Annotated in this window: 22 protein-coding genes and 2 pseudogenes; 13 read left to right on the top strand and 11 right to left on the bottom strand. The window is 56.4% G+C overall.

Going from position 1 to position 21,350, the window contains the following annotated elements; translation table 11 throughout:
- The 4 genes from ACORLH_RS00585 (at window position 1) to ACORLH_RS00570 (ending at window position 3,923) form a co-directional block, all read left to right on the top strand.
- The gene (locus ACORLH_RS00585; protein WP_321830663.1) at window positions 1-1,065 is read left to right on the top strand and encodes a phage portal protein; all 1,065 of its coding nucleotides are present in this window, start codon (window positions 1-3) and stop codon (window positions 1,063-1,065) included.
- A 679-nt stretch (window positions 1,066-1,744) separates the two neighbouring features.
- Window positions 1,745-2,098 (top strand): hypothetical protein, encoded by a 354-nt coding sequence (locus ACORLH_RS00580; protein ID WP_321830662.1) that lies wholly within the window; start codon window positions 1,745-1,747, stop codon window positions 2,096-2,098.
- 57 nt (window positions 2,099-2,155) lie between these two features.
- Window positions 2,156-2,707: a hypothetical protein gene (locus ACORLH_RS00575; protein WP_321830661.1), complete on the top strand. Its 552-nt coding sequence runs from the start codon at window positions 2,156-2,158 to the stop codon at window positions 2,705-2,707.
- Window positions 2,708-2,894: 187 nt separating this feature from the next.
- Window positions 2,895-3,923 (top strand): tyrosine-type recombinase/integrase, encoded by a 1,029-nt coding sequence (locus ACORLH_RS00570; protein ID WP_321830660.1) that lies wholly within the window; start codon window positions 2,895-2,897, stop codon window positions 3,921-3,923.
- Window positions 3,924-4,066: 143 nt separating this feature from the next.
- On the opposite strand, the gene ACORLH_RS00565 is transcribed toward ACORLH_RS00570, so the two are convergent.
- Window positions 4,067-5,161: a tyrosine-type recombinase/integrase gene (locus ACORLH_RS00565; protein WP_321830659.1), complete on the bottom strand. Its 1,095-nt coding sequence runs from the start codon at window positions 5,159-5,161 to the stop codon at window positions 4,067-4,069.
- Between the two features lie 253 nt (window positions 5,162-5,414).
- On the opposite strand from ACORLH_RS00565, the gene ACORLH_RS00560 reads away from it, so the two are divergent.
- The 3 genes from ACORLH_RS00560 to ACORLH_RS00550 are packed head-to-tail and all read left to right on the top strand — an operon-like array spanning window position 5,415 to window position 7,156.
- Window positions 5,415-5,951 carry a helix-turn-helix domain-containing protein gene (locus tag ACORLH_RS00560; RefSeq protein ID WP_321830658.1) on the top strand — a complete coding sequence of 179 codons (537 nt, stop codon included), beginning with the start codon at window positions 5,415-5,417 and terminating at the stop codon, window positions 5,949-5,951.
- Between the two features lie 4 nt (window positions 5,952-5,955).
- Window positions 5,956-6,252 (top strand): hypothetical protein, encoded by a 297-nt coding sequence (locus ACORLH_RS00555; protein WP_170361261.1) that lies wholly within the window; start codon window positions 5,956-5,958, stop codon window positions 6,250-6,252.
- Window positions 6,253-6,256: 4 nt separating this feature from the next.
- Window positions 6,257-7,156, top strand: a complete 900-nt coding sequence (locus ACORLH_RS00550; RefSeq protein ID WP_321830656.1) for an HNH endonuclease — start codon at window positions 6,257-6,259, stop codon at window positions 7,154-7,156.
- Between the two features lie 216 nt (window positions 7,157-7,372).
- On the opposite strand, the pseudogene ACORLH_RS00545 reads toward ACORLH_RS00550, so the two are convergent.
- From ACORLH_RS00545 to ACORLH_RS00505, 9 genes and pseudogenes are all read right to left on the bottom strand, one after another.
- Window positions 7,373-8,296, bottom strand: a pseudogene (locus tag ACORLH_RS00545) (FAD-dependent oxidoreductase).
- 263 nt (window positions 8,297-8,559) lie between these two features.
- Window positions 8,560-9,177 carry an HAD family hydrolase gene (locus ACORLH_RS00540; RefSeq protein ID WP_321830655.1) on the bottom strand — a complete coding sequence of 206 codons (618 nt, stop codon included), beginning with the start codon at window positions 9,175-9,177 and terminating at the stop codon, window positions 8,560-8,562.
- On the bottom strand, window positions 9,174-10,121 hold the full coding sequence (locus tag ACORLH_RS00535) for a quinone oxidoreductase (protein WP_321830654.1): 948 nt from the start codon (window positions 10,119-10,121) through the stop codon (window positions 9,174-9,176). The genes ACORLH_RS00540 and ACORLH_RS00535 overlap by 4 nt, the downstream gene beginning before the upstream one ends.
- 71 nt (window positions 10,122-10,192) lie before the next feature.
- Window positions 10,193-10,846, bottom strand: a pseudogene (locus ACORLH_RS00530) (DsbA family oxidoreductase).
- Between the two features lie 4 nt (window positions 10,847-10,850).
- Window positions 10,851-11,807, bottom strand: coding sequence for an ion transporter (locus ACORLH_RS00525; RefSeq protein WP_321830653.1), 957 nt, complete (start codon window positions 11,805-11,807; stop codon window positions 10,851-10,853).
- On the bottom strand, window positions 11,800-12,990 hold the full coding sequence (locus ACORLH_RS00520; RefSeq protein ID WP_321830652.1) for a low temperature requirement protein A: 1,191 nt from the start codon (window positions 12,988-12,990) through the stop codon (window positions 11,800-11,802). The genes ACORLH_RS00525 and ACORLH_RS00520 overlap by 8 nt, the downstream gene beginning before the upstream one ends.
- Window positions 12,991-13,046: 56 nt before the next feature.
- A complete protein-coding gene (locus ACORLH_RS00515; RefSeq protein WP_321830651.1) occupies window positions 13,047-13,631 on the bottom strand; it encodes a carboxymuconolactone decarboxylase family protein in 585 nt (194 codons plus the stop codon).
- A 3-nt stretch (window positions 13,632-13,634) separates the two neighbouring features.
- Window positions 13,635-14,354 carry a glutathione S-transferase family protein gene (locus ACORLH_RS00510; RefSeq protein WP_321830650.1) on the bottom strand — a complete coding sequence of 240 codons (720 nt, stop codon included), beginning with the start codon at window positions 14,352-14,354 and terminating at the stop codon, window positions 13,635-13,637.
- Window positions 14,341-14,949, bottom strand: coding sequence for an NAD(P)H-dependent oxidoreductase (locus ACORLH_RS00505; RefSeq protein ID WP_321830649.1), 609 nt, complete (start codon window positions 14,947-14,949; stop codon window positions 14,341-14,343). Before ACORLH_RS00505 ends, ACORLH_RS00510 begins: the two co-directional genes overlap by 14 nt.
- A gap of 130 nt (window positions 14,950-15,079) precedes the next feature.
- Here ACORLH_RS00505 and ACORLH_RS00500 point away from each other — a divergent pair, with 130 nt between their 5' ends.
- The 6 genes from ACORLH_RS00500 (at window position 15,080) to ACORLH_RS00475 (ending at window position 20,276) form a co-directional block, all read left to right on the top strand.
- Window positions 15,080-15,454 (top strand): helix-turn-helix domain-containing protein, encoded by a 375-nt coding sequence (locus tag ACORLH_RS00500; protein WP_321830648.1) that lies wholly within the window; start codon window positions 15,080-15,082, stop codon window positions 15,452-15,454.
- Complete coding sequence (locus ACORLH_RS00495) at window positions 15,447-16,316, top strand: hypothetical protein (protein ID WP_321830647.1); 870 nt, start codon at window positions 15,447-15,449, stop codon at window positions 16,314-16,316. The genes ACORLH_RS00500 and ACORLH_RS00495 overlap by 8 nt, the downstream gene beginning before the upstream one ends.
- Window positions 16,317-17,032: 716 nt before the next feature.
- Complete coding sequence (locus ACORLH_RS00490) at window positions 17,033-18,166, top strand: cobalamin-independent methionine synthase II family protein (protein ID WP_321830646.1); 1,134 nt, start codon at window positions 17,033-17,035, stop codon at window positions 18,164-18,166.
- 152 nt (window positions 18,167-18,318) lie between these two features.
- The gene (locus ACORLH_RS00485) at window positions 18,319-19,485 is read left to right on the top strand and encodes an iron-containing alcohol dehydrogenase (RefSeq protein ID WP_321830645.1); all 1,167 of its coding nucleotides are present in this window, start codon (window positions 18,319-18,321) and stop codon (window positions 19,483-19,485) included.
- Between the two features lie 62 nt (window positions 19,486-19,547).
- A complete protein-coding gene (locus ACORLH_RS00480) occupies window positions 19,548-19,892 on the top strand; it encodes a glutathione S-transferase family protein (protein WP_321830644.1) in 345 nt (114 codons plus the stop codon).
- A 36-nt stretch (window positions 19,893-19,928) separates the two neighbouring features.
- Window positions 19,929-20,276: a glutathione S-transferase family protein gene (locus tag ACORLH_RS00475; RefSeq protein WP_366011450.1), complete on the top strand. Its 348-nt coding sequence runs from the start codon at window positions 19,929-19,931 to the stop codon at window positions 20,274-20,276.
- Between the two features lie 364 nt (window positions 20,277-20,640).
- Here ACORLH_RS00475 and ribD read toward each other — a convergent pair whose 3' ends face one another.
- The gene (gene ribD / locus ACORLH_RS00470; RefSeq protein ID WP_321832878.1) at window positions 20,641-21,348 is read right to left on the bottom strand and encodes a bifunctional diaminohydroxyphosphoribosylaminopyrimidine deaminase/5-amino-6-(5-phosphoribosylamino)uracil reductase RibD; all 708 of its coding nucleotides are present in this window, start codon (window positions 21,346-21,348) and stop codon (window positions 20,641-20,643) included.
- Between the last annotated feature and the right edge of the window lie 2 nt (window positions 21,349-21,350).

The raw sequence follows: 21,350 nt of genomic DNA, 5'->3' as shown, positions 1-21,350 counted from the left end.
ATGCTCGGATGGATCATGAACAAACTGCGTCCGATTGAAGCCAGGTCCAGCGGGTCCGGTTACACCGCCCAGGTTATGGCTGCACGGGAGAGTTTCATTAACGGGCGCAGCGGCGTGGCCGAACTTACAGCGACGGTTCAGAGCTGCGTAAGCCTGTGGGAAGGCGGTTTCACAATGGCTGATGTGTCTGGCACTAAGCTGCTAACCCGTCAAACTATGGCAACAATTGCCCGCTCGGTAGCGCTTTATGGCGAAGCGGTCTATCTGATCACCGATCTGGGGCTTGTTCCTGCGACGGATTGGGACGTGACCACCCGAGACGGTAGACCGCGTGCCTATCGTCTCTCCATCCCTGAAGCGGGTGGGGGGCGGACTGTGACTGCTCTTGCCGCCGAGGTGCTGCACCTTCGGATCGGTTCTGACAATCTGACCCCTTGGATTGGTACGGCACCGCTTCGCCGGTCCAGCCTTACCGGTGCTATGCTTCACGCGGTGGAGACCGCCCTTGGCGAAACCTTCGAAAACGCCCCGCTAGGTTCTCAGATCGTGCCCTTGCCTGACACAGGGGCTGAGGATATGGCCACGATGCGAGGCGCGTTTCGAGGGCGGCGTGGCTCTACGTTGGTGATCGAGGGCGTGGCGCAAGCGACGGCGGCGGGCATGAACCCACAGATTGGACAAAAACCGGATCAGCTCTCGCCTGACCTCTCCAAGAGCATGACAGCCGAGATGCTGGCGGCGGCCCGTGAGGGTATCCTTATGGCATTTGGCGTCCTGCCGTCATTGGTAAATCGCGCGGCCACCGGTCCGGCCGTCAGGGAAGCGCAGCGGCAGCTTGCAATCTGGACACTGCAACCCATCGCAGTGCTGCTAGCCGATGAGGCATCAGCCAAGCTCGGCAGTCTTGTAGAAATCGATACCATCCGGCCCTTGCAAGCCTTTGATGCTGGCGGGCGGGCACGAGCGCTATCAGCGATTGTCAAAACAATGGCCGAAGCGAAAGAAGCGGGCATTCCATCCGCTGACGTGTCCGGAGCCATGCGCATGGTCGACTGGAAAGAATAGGCAGGTTTCGCCAGGGTTCTGACATTGGCCCAAAGAAACACCGTTAGTCAGTGAGTGGGTAAACCCTGACAATGCGTGGCCCTCAAGTTGCCTTGAGGGCGCGACGCAGCCTAAATTAGGGCTGCGTAAAGTTGCGGTTCACGAAATCCCTCGCAAAGCCACCATCAGTATCCCGCCCATTTAGTGCTTGGTTGCAAAGCGATAGGAGCTCAAAAAAAGCAACATCTGATGCTTTTGGGCTTTTCCCAGTTTCCTGAACCCATAGCGACCTCGCTAGCTCTTCAACTACCGCTGCTATGTCGTCTCTCTCAATTCGAACCGTTTGAATGGCCATCATTAATCCCCTTTCAATCTAACCCCCGCTCCATTGCCATTGGGGTCGATAAAAATAATGCCAGAAAATTCAAGTGCACGTTGCACCTTCACTAGCGTATTCACCCTAGCGCTTACAATTGATGCACCGCAAGCTTCCATGTTTCGAATTGTATTGATGTTGACAGAAGCAAGTTGTGCCAACTCGCTCTGATCCATCTCCAACAAGGCCCTTGCCGCCTTAATTTGTGTACCAGTTATAGCCATTTGGTTATTGTACCTAAAATTTTGGTTGACAGCAACAATATCTAATTTATGGTTTTAGTACCTAAGTTTATAATTCCTAAAACCAAATACGGAGATATTGATGTTGCACGATAAGAACCTTTCAAATGACCAAAACTTTGACTTTGCATGCAGCGTCGAATGCCAACGTGAGTATCAAGATAGCGAAATCATGATGCTTTTTCGCAGACACCAGGCGATCATGTCCGCCGCCTCAAAGTACGTATCTGAAGAGCTCGGCTCAGCAGAAGATGCTGAGATGGACCGGCTGTTTTTCGACGAGGCCACAGAAGTTGAAAAAAGCATGATGGGGCTTCCTGCAGCAAGCGCAACTGACATGGCGGCAAAAATGCTGGTTGCTCACAGCTACGGTGATTTCTCTTGTATTGGCGACGAAGCTCCAGTCTGGGCTGAAGCGCGCCGCCTCACCTCTTAAATGAGTATCACGCATTTAGACTTGACAGCATGTCTAAGTGCGTGACACACATTAAGCATGAAACAGTCCGAACTCATCTCATTTCTGGCCAGCGAGCTAGGCTCCAGCGAAAAGACGATCAAATTGATCGTTCGCCACTTGCGAGAAGCCGGCCTGTTCACAACAGGGGCCAGAGGTGTAAATGCGCCCGAAATGACCGTTTTGGATGCAGTCAGAATAATTGTAGCGTTGCTTGCATCGTCTTCGCCCTCGCGAGCCCCTAGAGACGTTAAGTACTTCGGCAACCTACGGCCGGATTGTCGTAGCGAACGGTCAAATGCCTGTGTTTTTATGGAGTTAGACGAGCGAAAAACTCTAGAAGAAACCCTTCTTGCGTTCACCGCTGAACCAGCTCTGAATGCGGGTATTGTACGCATTTCGGAAGACGGTTCTGCCCATATTCGTTCGGACGGAGGCATCCAGGAGTATTGGCAGCCTGAAGATACCGAGAGTTTTGCGACTTCTGAAACGGCAAAACGGATCGGGGAAACTGTCATCAACCGATCTGCGGAGCTACCGCTCGAAGTACTTTTTGACATCGGTTTTGCTGTCTCCGGAGGGAAGAACTAGTGGGAAAACGAGCAGCTCCCTCAATGCCTACTGAGCGCCAAGTTATTGACGCAAACAAGGCTGTAACTGCGCTCCACCCTAGAGCACGGATTAAAAGTGTCGGCCCGGATGGCGTCCATTTTGAGTATCCTGATGGAGCAATCAAAAACTCGGATTGGGATAACGTGCCGTTCTCGGGGGATAACCGATGAAAAAGGTCCCCCACCTCAAGAGCCGCAAGCGTCGCAAGACTGGCCGATGGGCCCACTATTACCGGCGCTTCGATCGCGCAAAGGGTAAAGAGGTTGAAATCAGCCTCGGCGTGCACGGCCTGCATCCAAGTGACCCAAAAGTACTGGCTGCATGGGCTGCGGAACACGCACGCTGGCAAGACATGCCACCGGGTATAGAGTCTCCGAAGGCTGAGACTTTTGGCTGGGCCTTGGATCTCTACACTTCCGGCAACGACAAGTGGGCCAAATATTCTGAGGAAACCAAGAAATCCCGTCTAGCGATATTTGCCCGTTACCGCAAAGCGCAGGGCAGCCGCCCGATCAAGACTATTACTAGCGATGCTATTGAGCGCGCTCTATACGCTAAGGGCGGTCATGCCGCCGTAAATGAGTATAAGGCACTAAAGCCAGTATTTGAGCATCTGCGCCGGCTAGGCTTCATTGCCAAGAACCCTATGGCTGGGATCGAACTGGACCGACCAGCGACTCAAGGCTTTGCCGTCGCCGGTGCAGACGACATTGCTGCCTTTCAAGAGCGGTGGTCTGTCGGAACTCTGGAGCGTCTAGTGTTTGATCTCGCTCTTTACACAGGTGCAGCACGCGGCGACCTCGCCAGGTTGGGACGGAACAATATCAAGGGTGACTTGCTTGTGTACGAGCGGCACAAAAGCAAGGTGACTGCCTATGTTCCGCTGACCCCGGAACTACGCGAAGTGATTTCCCGAACGCCAGACATTGCTCCAACTTTTATCCTCAACAGTTTTGGCCGTCCGTTTGCAAAGGAAAGCCTTGGCAATTTGTTTGGCGATGCAGCCCGCGCCGCTGGCATTTCTGCCCGTCTGCATGGGCTGCGCAAAGCATTCTGCACCTATTGGGCCGAAAAGGGGAAATCCACGCATGAAATCGCCGCTATGGCAGGCCACATGAGCCTTTCCGAAGTGGAACGATATACACGCGCCGCTGACCGGGAACGCATGGTCAAACTCCTTGTGAGGGTCGCATGAAACGGGACACGCAAATCCAAAAGCGGGACACGCTGTTGCAAAATAATGAATTGATTGAAGAAAAAAACAGGGATTCCAAAAATGGCGACCCTGGCAGGATTCGAACCTGCAACCTGCCCCTTAGGAGGGATGCGTTCATAGCGCTATTCCTTTTGTGATTTCTTACTGTTGGGTGCTTGTACAGTGTCATCCTGTACGTGGTTTGTACGAAAACGGGCCCTAATGTCGGCCTCATCGGTCTCTGCGTGGGCATAAATCCGCATGGGCAAATTGGGGTCTGACCAACGTCCAGCCTTGGCTGCTGTGACGGGATCGACGCCCTGACGGACAACAAGCTCCGTGAAGAACCCGTGCCGCCCTGCCGGGTGGGCTGAAAGGTACGAGATGCCCGCGCGTTTGCAGATCGTCTTCCAGCGTGTGTTGTAACCGGTGGAGCTCCCATAGCCGAAGATGCGCGACTTCATGAGCTTGTCGGTCTTGCGGTTCTTGGGACGTTTGGGAGGCAGTGCGAGTAGCTCGTCCATCATCTGAGGCGAAACGGTGATCCAGCTTTCCGGATGCCCCTTCTGAGCTTTCACGCGGACTTTGTTTTCGTGCGGCCTTAGGTCATCGGGCTCCAGGGACACGGCTTGATCAATCCTTGCAGCCGTCTCAAACATAAAACGCACCAGTGCGGCATTGTATGGGTCGGCGGCACGACAAAATGCCTCGATCCATTCCTTATCCGCTGGTGTGCGCTCGACGCGGCTGAGCTTCCCTCGCCGCTTGTCCTGAGCGATCCGCTCGAACTTGTCGTAGGGTTTCACGCGGATCAGCGGCGTGCCTTCCAGCTCATGCGCGTTGTTGATCACCGCACTCGCGGGCGTCACGATCTCGCGCCACCAGGTATCCGTCGACGCTTTGGGTTTCAGCTTCGGCCCAAGGCTTTTCAGTAACGCGCCAGATATCGCACCTAACGACAGGTCGCCGATCACTTCGACAATCGGGATCAACTGCTTCGCCGCCTTCGGGGACGCGTTGTAGAGCATGATTGCATCAGAGAACGTCTTGCTCGGTTCGTCGCCCACGACATAGCGACGGATCTGACGTTCGGTCTCATGGTTTATCCAGTCCCGTGCGCCCTCTTCTGTAGATGCCTTAGTGCTTCGCCGGTATGGGCCGGCGATTGGCCTGCCGTTGTATTCGATCCACCCCTTGGCCCAGTAGACACGGCCCCTCTTGTAAATTTGGAGCGGCATGACTGGCCTCCTTCAAAAATCGTATCAATCTGCGCGGGCGTGATCAGCATGGTTCGCCCAAGGCGATAAAATGCACCCGTCTCATTGGCGCGTTCACGCAACGTGCGTTCTGAAATATCGATCCCCATCCCGGCCATAACTTCGACCCACTGCGCGGGTGTTTTCCCGAGCCCCAGGATCTGCGAGCTGTCTGAATAGTTGGTCTCTGCCATTTCACTCGTCCTTGTCCACTTAAGTTGAGTCAGCGACACGCATGGAATCGCTTGTTCTGCACCTTCTGACGTGGTCAGATGTGATTAACTGTAAATGTTCGTCATTTTTTGCAAAGTTCGCGAATTTCGACGAAGTAGTCAATTGGAAAATTCAGATGCCGCAGAAACATGCTGATCTTTTTGCTGCAATGGGTGCTCGTCTCACCATTGCTCGCAATAAAATCGGCTTCTCACAAGCGGCCATGGCGGAAGCTATCGGTGTCTCACCGCGCGCGTATCACAGCTACGAAAAGGGCCAGCGCGGAATGCCTGTAGAGGCCTTGGTCGCGATGGGTGAGCGGTTCGAGGTGGACGTGCCCTGGCTACTTCTGGGCACCAAATCCATTCGGGCGGGGCATGACTTCGAAGCCCTCAAACACATTGAAAGCTCGCTGGATAAGCACCTCACCGATGAGGGCATAAAAATCAAAAGTGAAAAGCGCGGGGCCATTGTCGCCCGTTGGTATCAATCGCATGTCGAAGGTCGCGAAGTGACGGATGACGACGTGCACACATGGATCGAGCTGGTAAGGGAGTAATCTGGTGAACAAGGCAAGCAAACGCTGGAACATGTTGCGGCACTCAGTCTTGGAGCGTACCCGCCGAGAGGTGATCGAACCCTTTGGGCCGCTTTACATAATCTTGCTTGGAACCAGCGTCTTCTATTTGATTGGTTTGGGCCAACTATCGTTGGCGCAACAGCCTGCCGAATACTCGGTGTTTGCTGCCATCCTGATTTTTGCGATCGCCGCAGCTGGCTTGGCGCTTCCATTTTTGACAGGTGCGGTACTGACCCTACGCGCGGCCGATCGAAAACTGGAACGTCTTCAACGCGGGTGATGCGATGGCCTTCGGTATCTTCATCCATCGCAGCGACTCGATCTACGAAGACATTCCCTCGGAGCGGTATCAGTTTCCAAAGCAATACCTCTCGCGTGCCCAACAGTGCGAAGGGGACTGGATCGTCTACCTGGAGCCAAGCAAGGTCAAAGAGACCAAAGGCTATTTTGCTGTCGCTAAGGTCCAGGAGATCATTCCGGATTCTAGGAAACCGGAAATGTTCTTGGCGGTGATTAAGCCGGGGACCTATCTTGATTTCGGCGACCCTGTTTCATTCCGAGACGAGAATTCAGTCATCGAAAGCGGATTGCTGAACGATCAAGGCAAGATATCTGGACGCGCGCAAGCTGCGGTAAGAACCCTTTCAGCTGAAGACTTTGCCCGAATTGTCGAACGTGGTCTTGGATGGGACGAGGACATCCTGCCTCGCGTTGGTGACTCGATGCAGCTGCCAGGTTTTCAAGACGCGCAAACACCTTTCCTACACATGCCCGCACGGGAACGCGTCAACCAACTGACCAACCGGGCGGTTCGCGATCGTAATTTCAGAAAGAACGTCCTGCGCGCCTACGGCGAGCGCTGCGCCATCACTGGTTTACGTCTGATAAATGGCGGTGGCCGAGCTGAAGTGGAAGCCGCTCACATCAGACCTGTAGAGCATGACGGACCCGACATCGTCAGCAACGGGCTCGCCCTGTCCGGAACCGCGCACTGGATGTTTGATCGCGGTCTCGTTGGTTTAGCTGACGACCTGACAATTCTGGTTTCCCGTCAGAGCAACGACATCGAAGCCGTGACGTCGATGATTAACTCGTCCGGCAAGATCTTGGTGCCGGACCGCCTCGCCAACCGGCCAAGGGCAGAGTTTGTAACCTGGCACAGAGAGAACTGTTTCAAGCATTAACGATACTCAGTGTGGACCTTGGTGCAAAACGCAGCTAACGGCCTGAAAGAGCCCAGACCTACCAAATGCTGCGGTGCGAACGAATGAGCAGGATGGGCGGAGAGCCGAATTTCGCTGCGGTTCGCAACAAGGTCTACTACGCGGACAAAGCTATCCCAACCATCCGACAATCGAACGTCCGCATTTTCGTAGATACTGGATTTGCCAGCCAAATCGTTACGGCACGCCGTGTTCAGGCAGTCTCAACCGGTTGATGCCTTGTTCGGACACGCGTTGAACAAGACGGGCCGTCGAGATCGCCTGAACGGCGATGTTTGATCGCACAGCCATCGCCGCGGCCGTTCCGACGGCCTGTCCCATCGCCATGCATTGTGGCATGCCGCGTACGGAGGCGAATGCGACCGGGTCTGCCGACAAAATGCGCCCCGCAAACGTGAGGTTTGTTATCTCTTCAGGCACCAGTGACCGGAATGGAATTGTATAGTATTGCCCGGATTGGATGGCAGCGTGATGGGTCATGTAGCCATTGGCGCGCATCACATCGTCGATAGGGTTGTCACATGCCACAATCCCATCCTCAAACTTGGTCGCACATGCCAAGTCCTCGCCCGTCAGACGATACGTGCCTTGCAATTTGCGCGTTTCGCGCACGCCAACCGTGGGGGAAAGCATGGCCATGTGCGCCTGCTCAAAACCCGGAACTTCAGTACGTATGAACGCGGCCAACTGGTGGCACCTACGGCGACCTTCTTGTGTGGCAACGCTAACAGCCAGCGGATCTGTGCCGTCCACACCGCGGACATGGACAGAGTTGCAAAAGACCGTGCCCTGGTGAAAGCCTCGCATGAGGTACAGCTTCCGGAGATCGCTGTGCAACCTGCCATCTTCGACATCAATTGCTGCGTATTTTTGGAAGTACGGGTCCGGATCGGCAAAAGCACGGTCTCAGTCAACGCCCATCATAAAGAAGGAAATTGTAACTGCCATCATGTTGCCTGACGCATCACCAAGACCGTAAGGCACACCTGCTTTGGCCGAGATGTCGCCGTCGCCCGAGCAATCAAGTACGATCTTCGGCTGAACAAGGAAGGGCCCATGCCGATCATAGCACGAGACGGATGCAATCGTCGCACCGTCCATCTCTGGCTCAAGCGCGATGGTTTCTAGCCCGACACGCACACCCGCCAAAATAGCCTCGAAGCGTCTGGACGGTTTCCCCGCCACTATACGGGTGGCGTGGAAGGCCTGCATTGGGCGAACGATGTCAGCATCCTTTGTCTCGGTCGTAGCAAATTGGGTCAGTTTCAGATTGCACTCAATACAATCGCGAGGTCGGTGAAACTGTTCACCTCCAGATCATAACCGCCTTCGCCCGCAACCTCTGAACCGGTCTCGCCCCATTCCTATGGTCGGCGGATAAGGGCTGTCCGGAACCCGACATCGCGGGCGGCGTCCAAGTCGAAGGGATGGCAGGCGACCATCAGGCATTCGGGCGGATCCAGTTGCAGCAAGGTGGCAGCACGGGCGTAGGGCTCAGGCAAGAGCTTGTAGACACCGAAACCTTCGCAGGACAGAACCGCATCCCATATCAGACCGTTCAGGCGTGAGCTATCGATGACCAGCCGGTAGGACAGGAGCGTGAAGGACGCCACAATATAGCGGTTTCGCAGGGCGGTCAGGCCGGGTTGGACACCCGGCCATGCGGTGAAGCTGTGCGGCGCATCCCAGGCGATCGCGCGGCGGTCAGTATCGTCGAAGATGTCCAACCTCTCATCGGCGAGCAGTGTGTCCAGACAGAACCGATGTGCCTCGTCAAAATTAAAAGCCGGCGGGCCGACGCGCCCGAGATCAAGCATGGCTTCCATGCTGCGACGCCGCAGCTCGTTGGTCAGCGCGTTCCAGTCCCGGGTGATCCCATGGCGCGCGCCGGCCGCCGCAAATGCCTCACGAAAGCCGGTGTGCCAGTCGAGCACGGTGCCACCGGTGTCGAAGGTCAGAGCTTTGATACCTGACAGGCTCATGGGATCAACACCGTCGCGCCCAAGGTCTTGCCGGACTCGATGGCTTCATGTGCCTTGACCGCATCCTTCAGCGAGTATTCGTAGTTGATGTTGGCATCCAGAATACCGTCACCGATGGCCTTGAACAGATCGCGTGCCGTCCACTCCAGATCAGAACGTTTGGCGACGTAATGCATGATCGCAGGACGAGTGATGAACAGGGACCCCCGGCGGCCTAAATCCTGGATCACGTCAATGGGATCGGGCGGACCCGACACATGGCCATAGGCCGCGCAGAAGCCCATCAGGCGCAAACTGTCGAGGCTGTCCTGCAACGTGTCCTTTCCGATCGCCTCGTAGACCACGGCGCAGCCCTCGCCGTCGGTCACGTCGCGCACGACGTCAACGAAACTTTGCTGTGAGCGGACGACAGGGTAGTTACAGCCTGCCGCGCGGGCGACCTCAGCTTTCTCTTCAGTCGAGACCGTACCCACTACGGTTGCCCCAAGCGCCTTGGCCCATTGGCAAAGGATCAACCCCATGCCGCCTGCAGCCGCGTGGACAAGGATCGTGTCACCTGGCTGCACGGCGTATGTGCGGTGCAGCAGGTAATGTGCCGTCATGCCCTTCATCAGCAGCGCGGCAACCTGCTTGTCGTCTAACCCCTCGGGCAGATGCAGCAGCTTGTCGGCGGGATAGTTGCGCACCTCGGAATAAGACCCCAGCGGCGGGATGCCATAAGCAACACGATCCCCGGTCTTAAAGCCGGTCACGCCGTCGCCCACGCCCTCCACAATGCCCACGCCCTCAAAGCCGATCACCACCGGTTCATCCGGAACCGGCCACGGATGAGATATACCGCCGCGGTGATAGGTGTCAGCATAGTTCACGCCCACCGCCGTGTGACGCATTCGCACTTCACCCGGTGCCGGATCAGGCACGTGCCAGTCTTCCCAGTCATGCAACTGGGCGGACCCTTCTTGTGGATCACTTGTGCTTTTGACATGGTATCTCCTCCCTTGGTTTGTGCTTGCCCTCAGACGGCTTGCGCTGGCTGCAGCTGATTCAAGATCTTGGTATAGGTCTCTTCGCCCTGCGCGCCGGTGACGAGATGTTGGTGGTTGAAGATCATCGCGGGCACGCCGGTGACGCCGCGAGACGTCCAGAACCGCTCTTTCTTTCGGACGGATTCAGCGCGCTCGCCACTTTCCAACATTGCACGGACCGTGTCGCGATCGAGACCAATGCTGGCGGCGACATCGGCGAGAACATCCACATTGTTGAGATCTTCTCGCTGGGTGAAGAACGCCGCGAACAGCGCCAGTTTCATGTCATGTGCACGGCCCTGATCTTCAGCCCAGTCAATCAGTTAGTGGGCGCGGAAAGTGTTCACCCTCCGCATGTCGTCGGCATAGTTGAACTCGAACCCAAGTGCTGCGCCCATCTCGGTCAGGCGCGCCCGCGCCTTGATCGAGTCTCCCAGCGTGGTGCCGTATTTCGCGGCCAGATGTTCCCGCAGGTTTTCGCCTTCTTGCACCATATTGGGGTTCAGCTCGAACGGGTGCCAATGCACGTCAATGACCACTCCGGTTGCATTGGCGGCATGTGCCAACTGGTGATAACCAATGACGCACCAGGGGCAGACGACATCAGACACGATGTCTACACGAAGGGGGGTAAAGGCGCTCATCTATTCACTCCATAGATTTAGAAACTTGAAGAGACCGACCGCAGGCTGGACACACGCCCTGACGTGCCTGTGTTTCGGTTCGAACTTGTTCGTGAATGTGGCTGGCTGCCCGACGGGAAAGGCCCAACTCCTTGCGCAGGGCTTCTATCGATGCCTGCTCCTCTGCACAAATCGTGCCATCCTCCAGCGCAAGGCGAAACTGGGCTTCCAGGCTGGCACGGCGGCGGTGAAGTTGGTCGTTCAGGCCGCTTGCAATGATCCCGGCAGGCAACGCGGCCATGCCGATCCCGACGATGGTGATGATCGCGCCGAAGATCCTACCTGCCACCGTCACCGGCGTCACGTCGCCGTAACCGACCGTCGTCAGCGTGGCCACCGCCCACCACATGGCGGCAGGGATAGAGCCGAAAGCCTCTGGTTGCGCCTCATGTTCAGCCAGCCAGGCCCCGCTGGAGGCAAAGATCAGCATCAGAACAAGGATGAAGAAACCGGCCAGAAAGGCCCCGGCTTCTTCCTCGAACACCGCCAACAACATGCCCAAAGCGGGTGAATATCGGGTGAGCTTAAGAAGGCGTAGCATCCGAAGCGTGCGCAGTATCCGCAGATCCAGAGGAAATAGCATACCCAGCACCGCCGGCAGGATCGCCAATAGATCAACGACAGCCAGCGGGCTGGTGGCCCAGTCCCGTCGCAACCGAACCTCAGGGTTTTCGGGGGCCACCCACAACCGGGCCAAGTATTCGGCAGTGAACACCAGCAGCGACACCGTCTCAAACAGGTCGAGCGCAAGCTTCCAGCGCGCATAGATCGGCGCGACCGTCTCGAGGATTACTGCACCGACGTTCAGCGAAATGAGTGCGATCAGCGCGATCTCCAGCAGCAGCGGGCCGTCAGCGTTTCGGTCGGGCCGCTCGAGCCACCAATAGACCCGGGCCCGTAGGGTGGCATTGGCTTCAATCATTGCGGAAGGTCATCCAGGCTCGGCTGACGGGGACCACGATCTGCGAAAACAGCGCTGTGCCCCACAGCAAGTTAGCCACCAGAGACGGCACATGAGGCACCGCAAAGTAAGTGCCGATTGCGCAAAGGATTCCGAACAGGCGCACGTCCCCTCGGCCAAATCTGGACGCGACGCGATCCTCGATGATCTGTCGTAATACCCAAAGCATAGCGATGTATCCGGCCAACCCGAAACAACCGATGGCGGCGTATTTGACCGGGTATGGATCCCAGAAACCGACCTTGACCTCTGCCGCAAGCGCCACGCCCACCATCACCCCGCAGAGCATCAGCACCAGATGTGCCAGCCACCAGATGACAATGGTTGCGGGCTTGTTGTCCTTGGGTTTGGCGTTGCCGACAAAGTCGAAATAGATCCAGCACATCACGAACATCGACACGCCGCCGATCACGAAATTGACCAGCACATCGGGCGTGACCTTGTATATACCTTTCTCGGACAAGGTTACGACCAGCTTGAAAAAACCCTCTCCCAGAACGATCAGCGTCAACAACGCAAACCGCTCGGACATGTGTCCAAGGCGCGGGGCAAAACGATCAAACCGCAGTACGCTGATCCGTGGAATCATGTAGACCAATTGGGTGGTCACCATGGCCGCCGCAAAAACCCAGTAGGCCAGGGGTTTGGGCAAAAATGCCGTTGCCGCGAAAATTGAGGCAAAGATCAGAAAATTGCGAATGTGTTCGTTGCAGAACGATTTGCTCGCGGCGTTGGTGCGACGCGCTCGGAAATACAGAGCGGCCATCAACAGGCGATTGGCCGCGAAGCCCAGTACAAAGAACGTCCAGCCTTTGCCATCGATGGCTGGGACCGCGGCGGCCATGAACATAACGGTACAGATCATCAGTGACATGATGATCCGGTGCCAGAAATCGGTGCTGACATAGATGGAGTTGAAGATGCTTAGCTCACCCCAGGCATACCAAAGAGCAATGAAAACGCCGGCAAAGGTCAAAAACCCTTGCAGGTCCAGATGATCCGACAGGTAGTTCCCCAAAAGGAAGATCGTCACCACATGGATCAGATCATAGAACAACTCGACCCAGTGGACGTGGTCATGGGTGTTCTCAAGATCGTGGTGATGCTGTGGTTTCCGCCACATCGGATGATCATTCAGGGCCATGTCGGGGTCTTTCTGCTATTGGATGGCCCGCCCCAACCGGGGCGGGGTAAAAGAGATCAACGATCGTCGGGATGCACCCAGGCGTATTTTTCCATGCCGCGATCCAGTCGCGTGTGGGCCAGTGCATTGGTGAAGTTCGAGATCAGCTTGGCAGCCAGTCCCGTCAGCACGTCCAGCGCCGCCTTGCGGTCATAGCCCGCATCCAGAAACGCCTGCAGGCGGTCGTCGCCGATATGGCCGCGCTTCTCAAGCAACTCTCGGGCAAAGCTTTGTAAGGCCGCCAGCTTGGGGTCGGCCAGCGTTCGGCCTTCGCGCAGATCGTCAATGACGTCATCGGGCATCTTGGCCCGTTTCATCATCATCGTGTGCCCGGCCATGCAGTAATGGCAGCGATTGATGAAGTTCGAAGTCATGAAGACCACCTGCGCCTCGAGCAACGTGAACGAGCTGTGCTTGAGGAACAGGTCGAACGCCTTTTGATAGGTCTCGTAAGTCACCGGGCTTTCGGCAAACAGCGCGTGCAGGCTGATCAGACCGCCGAATTCGGCCACGGTCTGATCAATCAGCGGTTTCGATGCCTCAGGAGCGGTGTCCTTTGTGTGATAGGTAAAGGTGATGTCGGTCTTATCGGTGTCGAGCATGGCTCAATCCTTTTTCACGTCAGATGCAAAACGGGCCGCATTTTCCTTCAGGAACGCTTCGGCGTCCGCGTTTTCGTCCCAGAACTGCGGCTGCGCCTTGGGAATGGTCAGCGCCTTCTGCACAGCCGGGCGGGCGTCGATGCGGTCGAACCACGCTTTGAGATGCGGCAGGTCGTCAACCCGGACATGCGCCCAGGGATAGGCCCGCGCCCAGGGGTAGATCATAATGTCGGCAATGGAGTAATCGCCCACGATATAGTCGCGCCCTTCAAGGCGGGTGTTCAGAACCTCCATCAACCGGCGGCTCTCATCCACGTAGCGCTTGATCGAAAACGGTTCCTCATGGCCGTTGGGTGCGGCTATGCGTTGAAAATACATCGCTTGCCCCATCATCGGCCCCACATGTCCCACTTGGAAGAACAGCCATTGCAGGGTTTCTGAACGGGTTACCGGATCATCTGACAGGAATTTTCCGTACTTCTCGGCCAGGTGCCACAGGATTGCTCCGCTTTCGAAGATCGCCCGCCCTTCGGCTCGATCCCAGATTGCTGGGATCTTGCCGTTAGGGTTGATGTCCTTCACATAGTCAGGCGCCTTTTGCTCGTTCTTGGCAAAATCGATGAAGGTCAGGTCATAGGGAACACCGGCCTCCTCCAGGAACATGACCGGTTTGTAGCCGTTCATAGTGGCAGCCGTGTAGAGGTGGATATCAGGCTGCGACATGATCAGCTTCCGCGAAGACGGCGCCCAGATGGGCATCGAAGCGAGCGAAGTCAGCCTCGATTTCCGGGTTCTTCATCACGTCGAAAGCAGCAAAGGTCGGCAACGGCGTCATGTCAAAGAATAGAGCGTTCAGGTGCAGAGGGCGTAGAAGGTCGTCGACGCTACCACCTTGGAAGAAGGGCTCTGACGGATCGTCGAAAGCCTCGCGCGGAGCGTTGAAAGTGACTGACAGCATGTATTTGGTACCGGTCAGCGTGCCGCCCATGCCATAGTTTTCCTTGGGTGCCTCTGGGGTGCGACCGTCGCCGTTGGTCAGTCGACCGTCCATACCGACGGTGTAGACCTCGTCCATGTATTTCTTGAACGACCACGGCGCGCCCATCCAGTTGATCGGGAATTGCATGATTACCGTGTCGGCCCAGATGTGGCTGTCGACTTCGGCATTGGCGTCGTAGCCTTCGGCCACGGTGGTCACACGCACGATGTGCCCCTGCGCCTCCAGGAAGGCGCGGGCGCGGTCCACCAGTGTGGCGTTCAGCGTGCCGGGTGCGAATTCATAGGGCTGTGCTCCGTTCAGAATCAGGATGTTGCTCATGGTCGGTTCCTTTGTGTTTCGGCGGGCCCCACTTGACTCGCGGCCCGTTCGAGGGGAAATTGCGATCGCAAGGAACTGAAATCAACCAGTATACTTTTGGTAACCTTAAAATTAGAAGTGAGGGCGCCATATGCGTGCAAGAGTCGAAGACGACCCCCAGGGCAGGCGGCAGGTCTATGAGGCCTGTTTTGAACCTTGCGCGATCGAAAAGGGCATGAGGATCATCGGCGGAAAATGGACCGGGTCGATCCTGTGGCACCTCAAGGACGGTCCGGTCAGGTTCAACGATCTGGCTCGGATGGTTGGTGGCGCATCCAAGAAGATGATCACCGAACGTCTGCGCCAACTGGAAACGCAGGGGCTGGTCCGGCGCGAAGTCATGGATACAGCCCCGGTGTCCGTTCACTACGAGATCACCGAGTTCGGGCGCAGTGCGCTGGGCTTCCTCAACGAGCTTCGTAAATGGAGCGAAGGTTTACCGCAGGAAATCCACGCCGATGGCTGAACTCCCCCGGCTGAAGCCCGACCCTATTCCCGCGATCCATCCAGTCCCGGAATTCGCCGTCAGCGGCGCGCGCGCGGCGGTTTACGAGCGCACCAAGAAGGGCCTCGGCGTCCCCTGGATGGGCGTGGTTGCCATGGCCTTCGCGCATTACCCCCGGTTCTATGACACCCTGTGGTCGGCCATGGAGCCAATCACGGGAACCAAGGTGTTTAGACAGGCCTGCCAGTCCATGCGTGATGTCGCCGAGCGGGAGGCAGAAGCCATGGAGCCTGCGCCCTTAGTGTCGCGGCTCATTTCGCAGGGCTATGGCGTGCAAGAGATCGACGACATCCGCGCCTGCAACGAAGTCTTTTCCGCCGGCAACATGCCTTACGTCCTGATGGCGACGCTGGCGCGGCTGCTGCTGGAAGGAAACTCATGGCAGGGTGCTGGAGATCTTGGCCGCGCTACGTCCCCAACTCCAGCCATGCCCAAGCCGCCTCTGATGGAAACGCATCACGCCTCAGGCGATCTGGCGGCCCTCTACGGTGAACTCCGCGAGGTGCTCGGGCTGCCTTTCGTCAACACCGACTATCGCGCCTTTGCACGTTGGCCCAGCTATTTCACCTTGGCCTGGAGCGATCTTAAACATCGATTGTCCGAGGCCGGGTATGCCACCAGAGTGGAGTGTGTCCATCAAGCGGCCATCGACCTTGCAGTCTCGCTGCCGAATGCGTCTGGAATAACCCCTGACGCTCTGCGTGACGCAGCCACATCCGATGCATCGTTGGAAGAGATCCTATCAGTGGTGAGGTTGTTCCAGTGGCTTTTGCCGGGTCTGGCCGTGAACGTGGCGTTTTTTCGAAGCCAATTGCAACGTTAATCCGCTGGATTGCCTCAAACGTCGAGCCGATTGCATCGGCATCTTTCAATGGAATAATGCGACCCTGCTTGCTTCGTCCCGCAAGACGTCAATACGCCCACACCACAAATTCGCTGCCAAAACGAAATCCGGCAATGACGGACCACACCGCTGCTTTTGGTTGCCTGGGCTGATGGCTGGTCGAGGACAAGTGTGAACCTGGCGCGGTTGAGTGAAAGACTGAGTTGTCCCGCATTCCGAATGTCGCAAGTTGCGGACGCAAGAACTACCGCTGATTCCGCCGCTCTGCATCATGAGGAATTTCGCCATCGCAGCGAAGTAAATGATACGAGCGCTTGCAGCGAGAACATTGGGCTTCCGAATTCGGTTACAAGCTGCCGTTTGATGCCTTATCCGCAAAAGTCCGCTCTGGGCCGATAGCTGTCATTAGAAACAAAGATCCGAACGGCAGCGGCGTCCGCTCAGCGGACCTTCGCCGCACGCCACATCAAGGTCTGCAATGCGGGACAAACCCGACCTTGCACTTTAGCCCTTCGCTCGCGCAGCGTCCGTATGCGCTTGTAGCACTTTTCTTACTGCTATGCTAAATACGCCTTCAAAGAATTCACCGATTGTGCTTTGCAAAGCGATCTACGTATTGAAATAATCAGACCAAGCTCGAGGCTGTATCAGTCATTCGCTTTGCCCAATTCAAGTAAAAAGGAAGCACCAAATCTATGCCACTTCTCACCACGCACGTCGGGTCACTTCCACGAACTCAAGAAGTCGTGGATTTCTTGTTCGCTAGAGAGCGCGGAGAAACATACGACCAAGCGCAGTTTGATGCGACGATGACCAAGGCGGTTGATGAAAACGTGCGCCGCCAAGTCGAGGCTGGCGTCGACATTGTCAGTGACGGCGAAGCTTCGAAGATCTCGTACTCAACCTACGTCAAAGATCGTTACACAGGGTTTTCCGGGGACAGCCCGCGCAATGCGCCCGCAGATCTCAAGCTCTTCCCCAGCTATATGGAACGGCTTTCAAAGAGCGGTGGTACGGCCACCTATTCTCGCCCGCAATGCACAGGTAAGATCATGTCTATGGGACATGACGACCTGAATAAGGACATCGCAAACCTCAAGGCTGCCATGGAGAAACATGGCGTTAAGCGTGGGTTCATGAATGCGGCTTCTCCTGGCGTGGTCGCATTGTTTTTGCCCAACCAACATTACCCGTCTCGCGAGGCGTATCTTGAAGCGTTGGCCGACGCCTTGAAGGCCGAATACGAAACGATTGTGGCCGCAGGATTGGATGTCCAACTAGATTGCCCAGACCTAGCTCTCTCCAGGCAGATGCTCTTCTCGGAGCTCTCCGATGATGAATTCATCAAGATTGCCAAGGTGAACGTCGAGGTGATGAACCATGCGTTGCGCGATGTCCCACGCGAAAAGGTCCGCGTACACGCCTGTTGGGGGAACTATGAAGGCCCGCATGTGTTGGACCTTGCGATGGACAAAGTGTTCAGCACGTTGATGTCCATCGACGCCAAGTATCTCTCATTTGAGAATGCCAATCCGCGCCATGGTCACGAGTGGAAGGTTTTCCGCGCCCGCAAGGACGAGATACCGGAAGACAAAGTTCTGCTGCCAGGTGTTATCGACACGACGACTAACTTCGTCGAGCACCCCGAGCTTGTCGCGGATCGGTTGGCCCGTTTCACTGATATCGTTGGCGAAGATCGTGTAATTGCTTGTAGCGACTGCGGGTTTGGAACCTTTGCAGGGTACGGTGCGGTAGACCCCGAGATTGCTTATGCAAAGCTTGGAGCCATGGCCGAGGGCGCTTCGCTGAAGGTCGCTGAGCCCGTCTAACAACAGATCCGCCCGGCTTGGTATTTTGCGGACTTGCGTGGTTTGGACAAATTACGTCGGTTCCAGCACTGATCCCGCCTAAGCCGTCTGATGTGTTGAGCACAAGTATGAGGCGTGAGTTCGCCCCGCCAGAGTTTTCACATGAGGGAAGTATGCAGAAATTCAATATGGGGCATGTTCCTCCGGTCGCTTTTGGCAACGGGCGCATGTCCCATGTGCCAGAAATAGCGGCGCGTTTGGGGCAAGGGCCGGTACTTGTCATTGCGGATGCGGTTCTTGCTGACCTTGGCGTCACCGATCAACTGGCTCAAGTACTTGGCTCAAAGGGAAAGTCGTTTGAGGTTGCTGCGACTGTCTCGGGCGAGCCAAAAGAAGCGCTTGTGAACGATCTGTGCGAGCAGGCGCGTGCGCTAGACGCAGCCGTGATCGTGGGAATGGGCGGGGGCGCCGCGATGGACGCCGCCAAGCTTACAGCAGCCATTGCGCGATCGGGCCAACGCGCAGAAACCTTTGCGCTGGCGGCGCAACCTTTGCCGGGAAACGCCATTCCTTCGATCGCTATTCCGACCACGGCAGGGACCGGGTCTGAGGTTACGCGAACGTCGGTTATTTCAAGGGCAGATGGTTCCAAGATCTGGTTCTGGGGGGAGGAGTTGATGTTCTCTCAGGCAGTACTAGACCCACAGTTGACCCTCAGTTTACCGCCCCACATTACGGCATGGACTGGAATTGACGCCGTTGCGCACGCACTTGAAGGCGCGACGTCTCGCACCACCAGCCCAGCTGGCCAGCTTTACGGGCTCGAAGCGCTGCGTATTTTGACCGATGATCTTCCAAAGGTCGTGGACGACGGCTCTAATCTCGAAGCACGGGGTCGTGTTCTTTGGGCAAGCTTGGTCGCCGGACTGGCTTTGCACAATTGCAACACGCATATGGGTCACAACATCAGCCACGCCCTTGGCTCGATTGTTCGTATCCATCACGGGTTGGCGACAGGCCTTGCGCTGGAAGCAAGCCTGCCATGGCTCACTGCCCGGCCCGAGGGGGCGTCGAACTATGCAATGGCCTCTAGGGCAATGGCGGGTGAGGAAACGGCTGACGCGCTGCCTGGTCGGATGTCGGCGTTGATGCGTGCGTGCGGGATTGCGCCTGAGTTGCCCGCGGAATGCGCCGGTGTTTCCAAAACGGAATTGGCCGTCGAAATGAAGAACGACGCGAATATCGGCATGGCGCAAAACTCTGCATGTCCGATGACGCATGAGGATATCGACGAACTGGCTGGCTTGATGATGCAGAAAGGCGTCGCCGCCGCTGCTTAGCCGCCTTTGAACCGGTTTACGAAACCGACGTTGGGACAACACACGAGACGCTATCCAAATTTATGAGCTATGTTCTGTTTTCCTTTCCTGATTGCGCGAGCCATGTCATCCGCATGGCTCTCGAGGAAATAGGCGCAGCTTACCGAGATGAAGTCGTTGATATGCATCGAGGTGCACATCAAAGCCCTGAATTCCTAAAGCTAAATCCACGTGAGATGGTTCCTGTTCTTGCCGACGAAAGCACTGGTGTCACCCTGTCTGAAACCGGTGCGATCCTTCAGTATTTGGCAGAGCAAGAGGGAGCACTTTCTCCAGCTATTTCAGACCGCGCTCAGCGAGCCTTGTTCCTAAAAACGCTCTACTTCCTGTCAAACACACTGCATGCAGATGCCCAAATCCAATACTAAACAGAGCGATACGTTGGTGAAAGCCGAGCCGAAAGCGTGCGGCCATTCATCAAAAAGCGTATGAGGTCACACTACGAGATCTTGGATGCCCAAATAAGAGACACTGGTGGGCCATGGTTACTGGGCGCGAACTTGAGCGTTTGTGATTTCTATTTGGCTGGCTGCGTGCGTTGGTCGTTGGTCGCTCCAAGGCACGATCCGCTAGAACGGGGCGCAGTGACGTCGCTGCCAAATCTGCGAGCACTGCTGGAACGTTTAGAGACGCGAGATAGTGTCATCCGCGCTTTCGCGGCGGAAGACACGCCCAGATCCGCGTTCTTCTTGGGCCCCGTCCGATCAGAAAGAACCCGGAACGCAGGCAACATGCCTTGGGATTTAGGCTAAAGCGCAAGCAGGTAAGACCAGACCAATCTTGGAACACGCTTTTGCATCCTCGGTAGAGGCGCGCCTGAGGTCAAAGTCGCTGTAGCTTTGAGGCATCACCGGAAGCGTTCTCAAAAAATCGTCAGAATGTCGTTTAGTCTGATGTCCGAGGCCTGCTTATGAATCAACGCGCTGATCTCACGAAAGCCCAGAGTAACGATCCGAATTTCAGTTGCCGGACCCTCACATCCCGGATCGGTACATACCGTCTCTCGCACCGACACCAAACACTGAACGCCTCCGCCCAACTGCTCGCGCACCAATCACTTGACCCGATGTGTGTGCCAAAAGCCTTGGGCCTTGTGCATGAGTGCCTTCTGCATGGCTAGGTGCCTACTTCGCCGGGAGGCATTGCCATCTGCGCCCCATCACTACGCGCAGGGACCTCCGCATGGGCTTGGAATTCGCGCCAAAACCTATCGAGTTTAGGGATTGCCACCGTGGTGAGGCCAAGGTTCCCCATCCACCTGAGCAGATGATGCGGGTTTTTGAGGTCGCTCTCCATGGTTCCGGAACGGGTTGTGAGAACCACCTTAGTCTCGCCTGATACCAAAACAGCGTCTGTCCCGTCGGGGATCGCGTTTCCGCTTTCCAACGAAACAACCAACTCTGGCACGCCAAAATGAACGCGATGGAAAAAGCCGGACATCATTGCCTCAGCGTCTGCACTGCAAACTCCAACCACAACATCAATTCCAGCCTCCTGGAGCGTCGCAAATCCGCCGCCATTTACGCGTGGATCGGGATCTTGAACGGCGCAAACCACACGCGCAATGCCTGCACCGATGATCGCGTCCGTACACGGCGGCGTTCTTCCCCAATGGCAGCACGGCTCCAGCGTCACAAAGAGCGTGGCTCCGTCTGCCATTTGACCGGCTTGCTCAATCGCCTTGCGCTCTGCATGGGGACGGCCGCCGGGATGTGTGGCCGCCTCAGAAACAACTACGCCGTGTTTTACAATCACGCAGCCCACAGGTGGGTTAGGCCAAACGTGACCTCGCACCTCACGCGCCAAGACCAATGCGCGTTCCATCC

Source organism: Thalassovita sp. (assembly GCF_963691685.1).
Taxonomy (GTDB): Bacteria; Pseudomonadota; Alphaproteobacteria; order Rhodobacterales; family Rhodobacteraceae; genus Thalassobius.
This window is presented reverse-complemented; position numbering and strand designations above follow the sequence as displayed.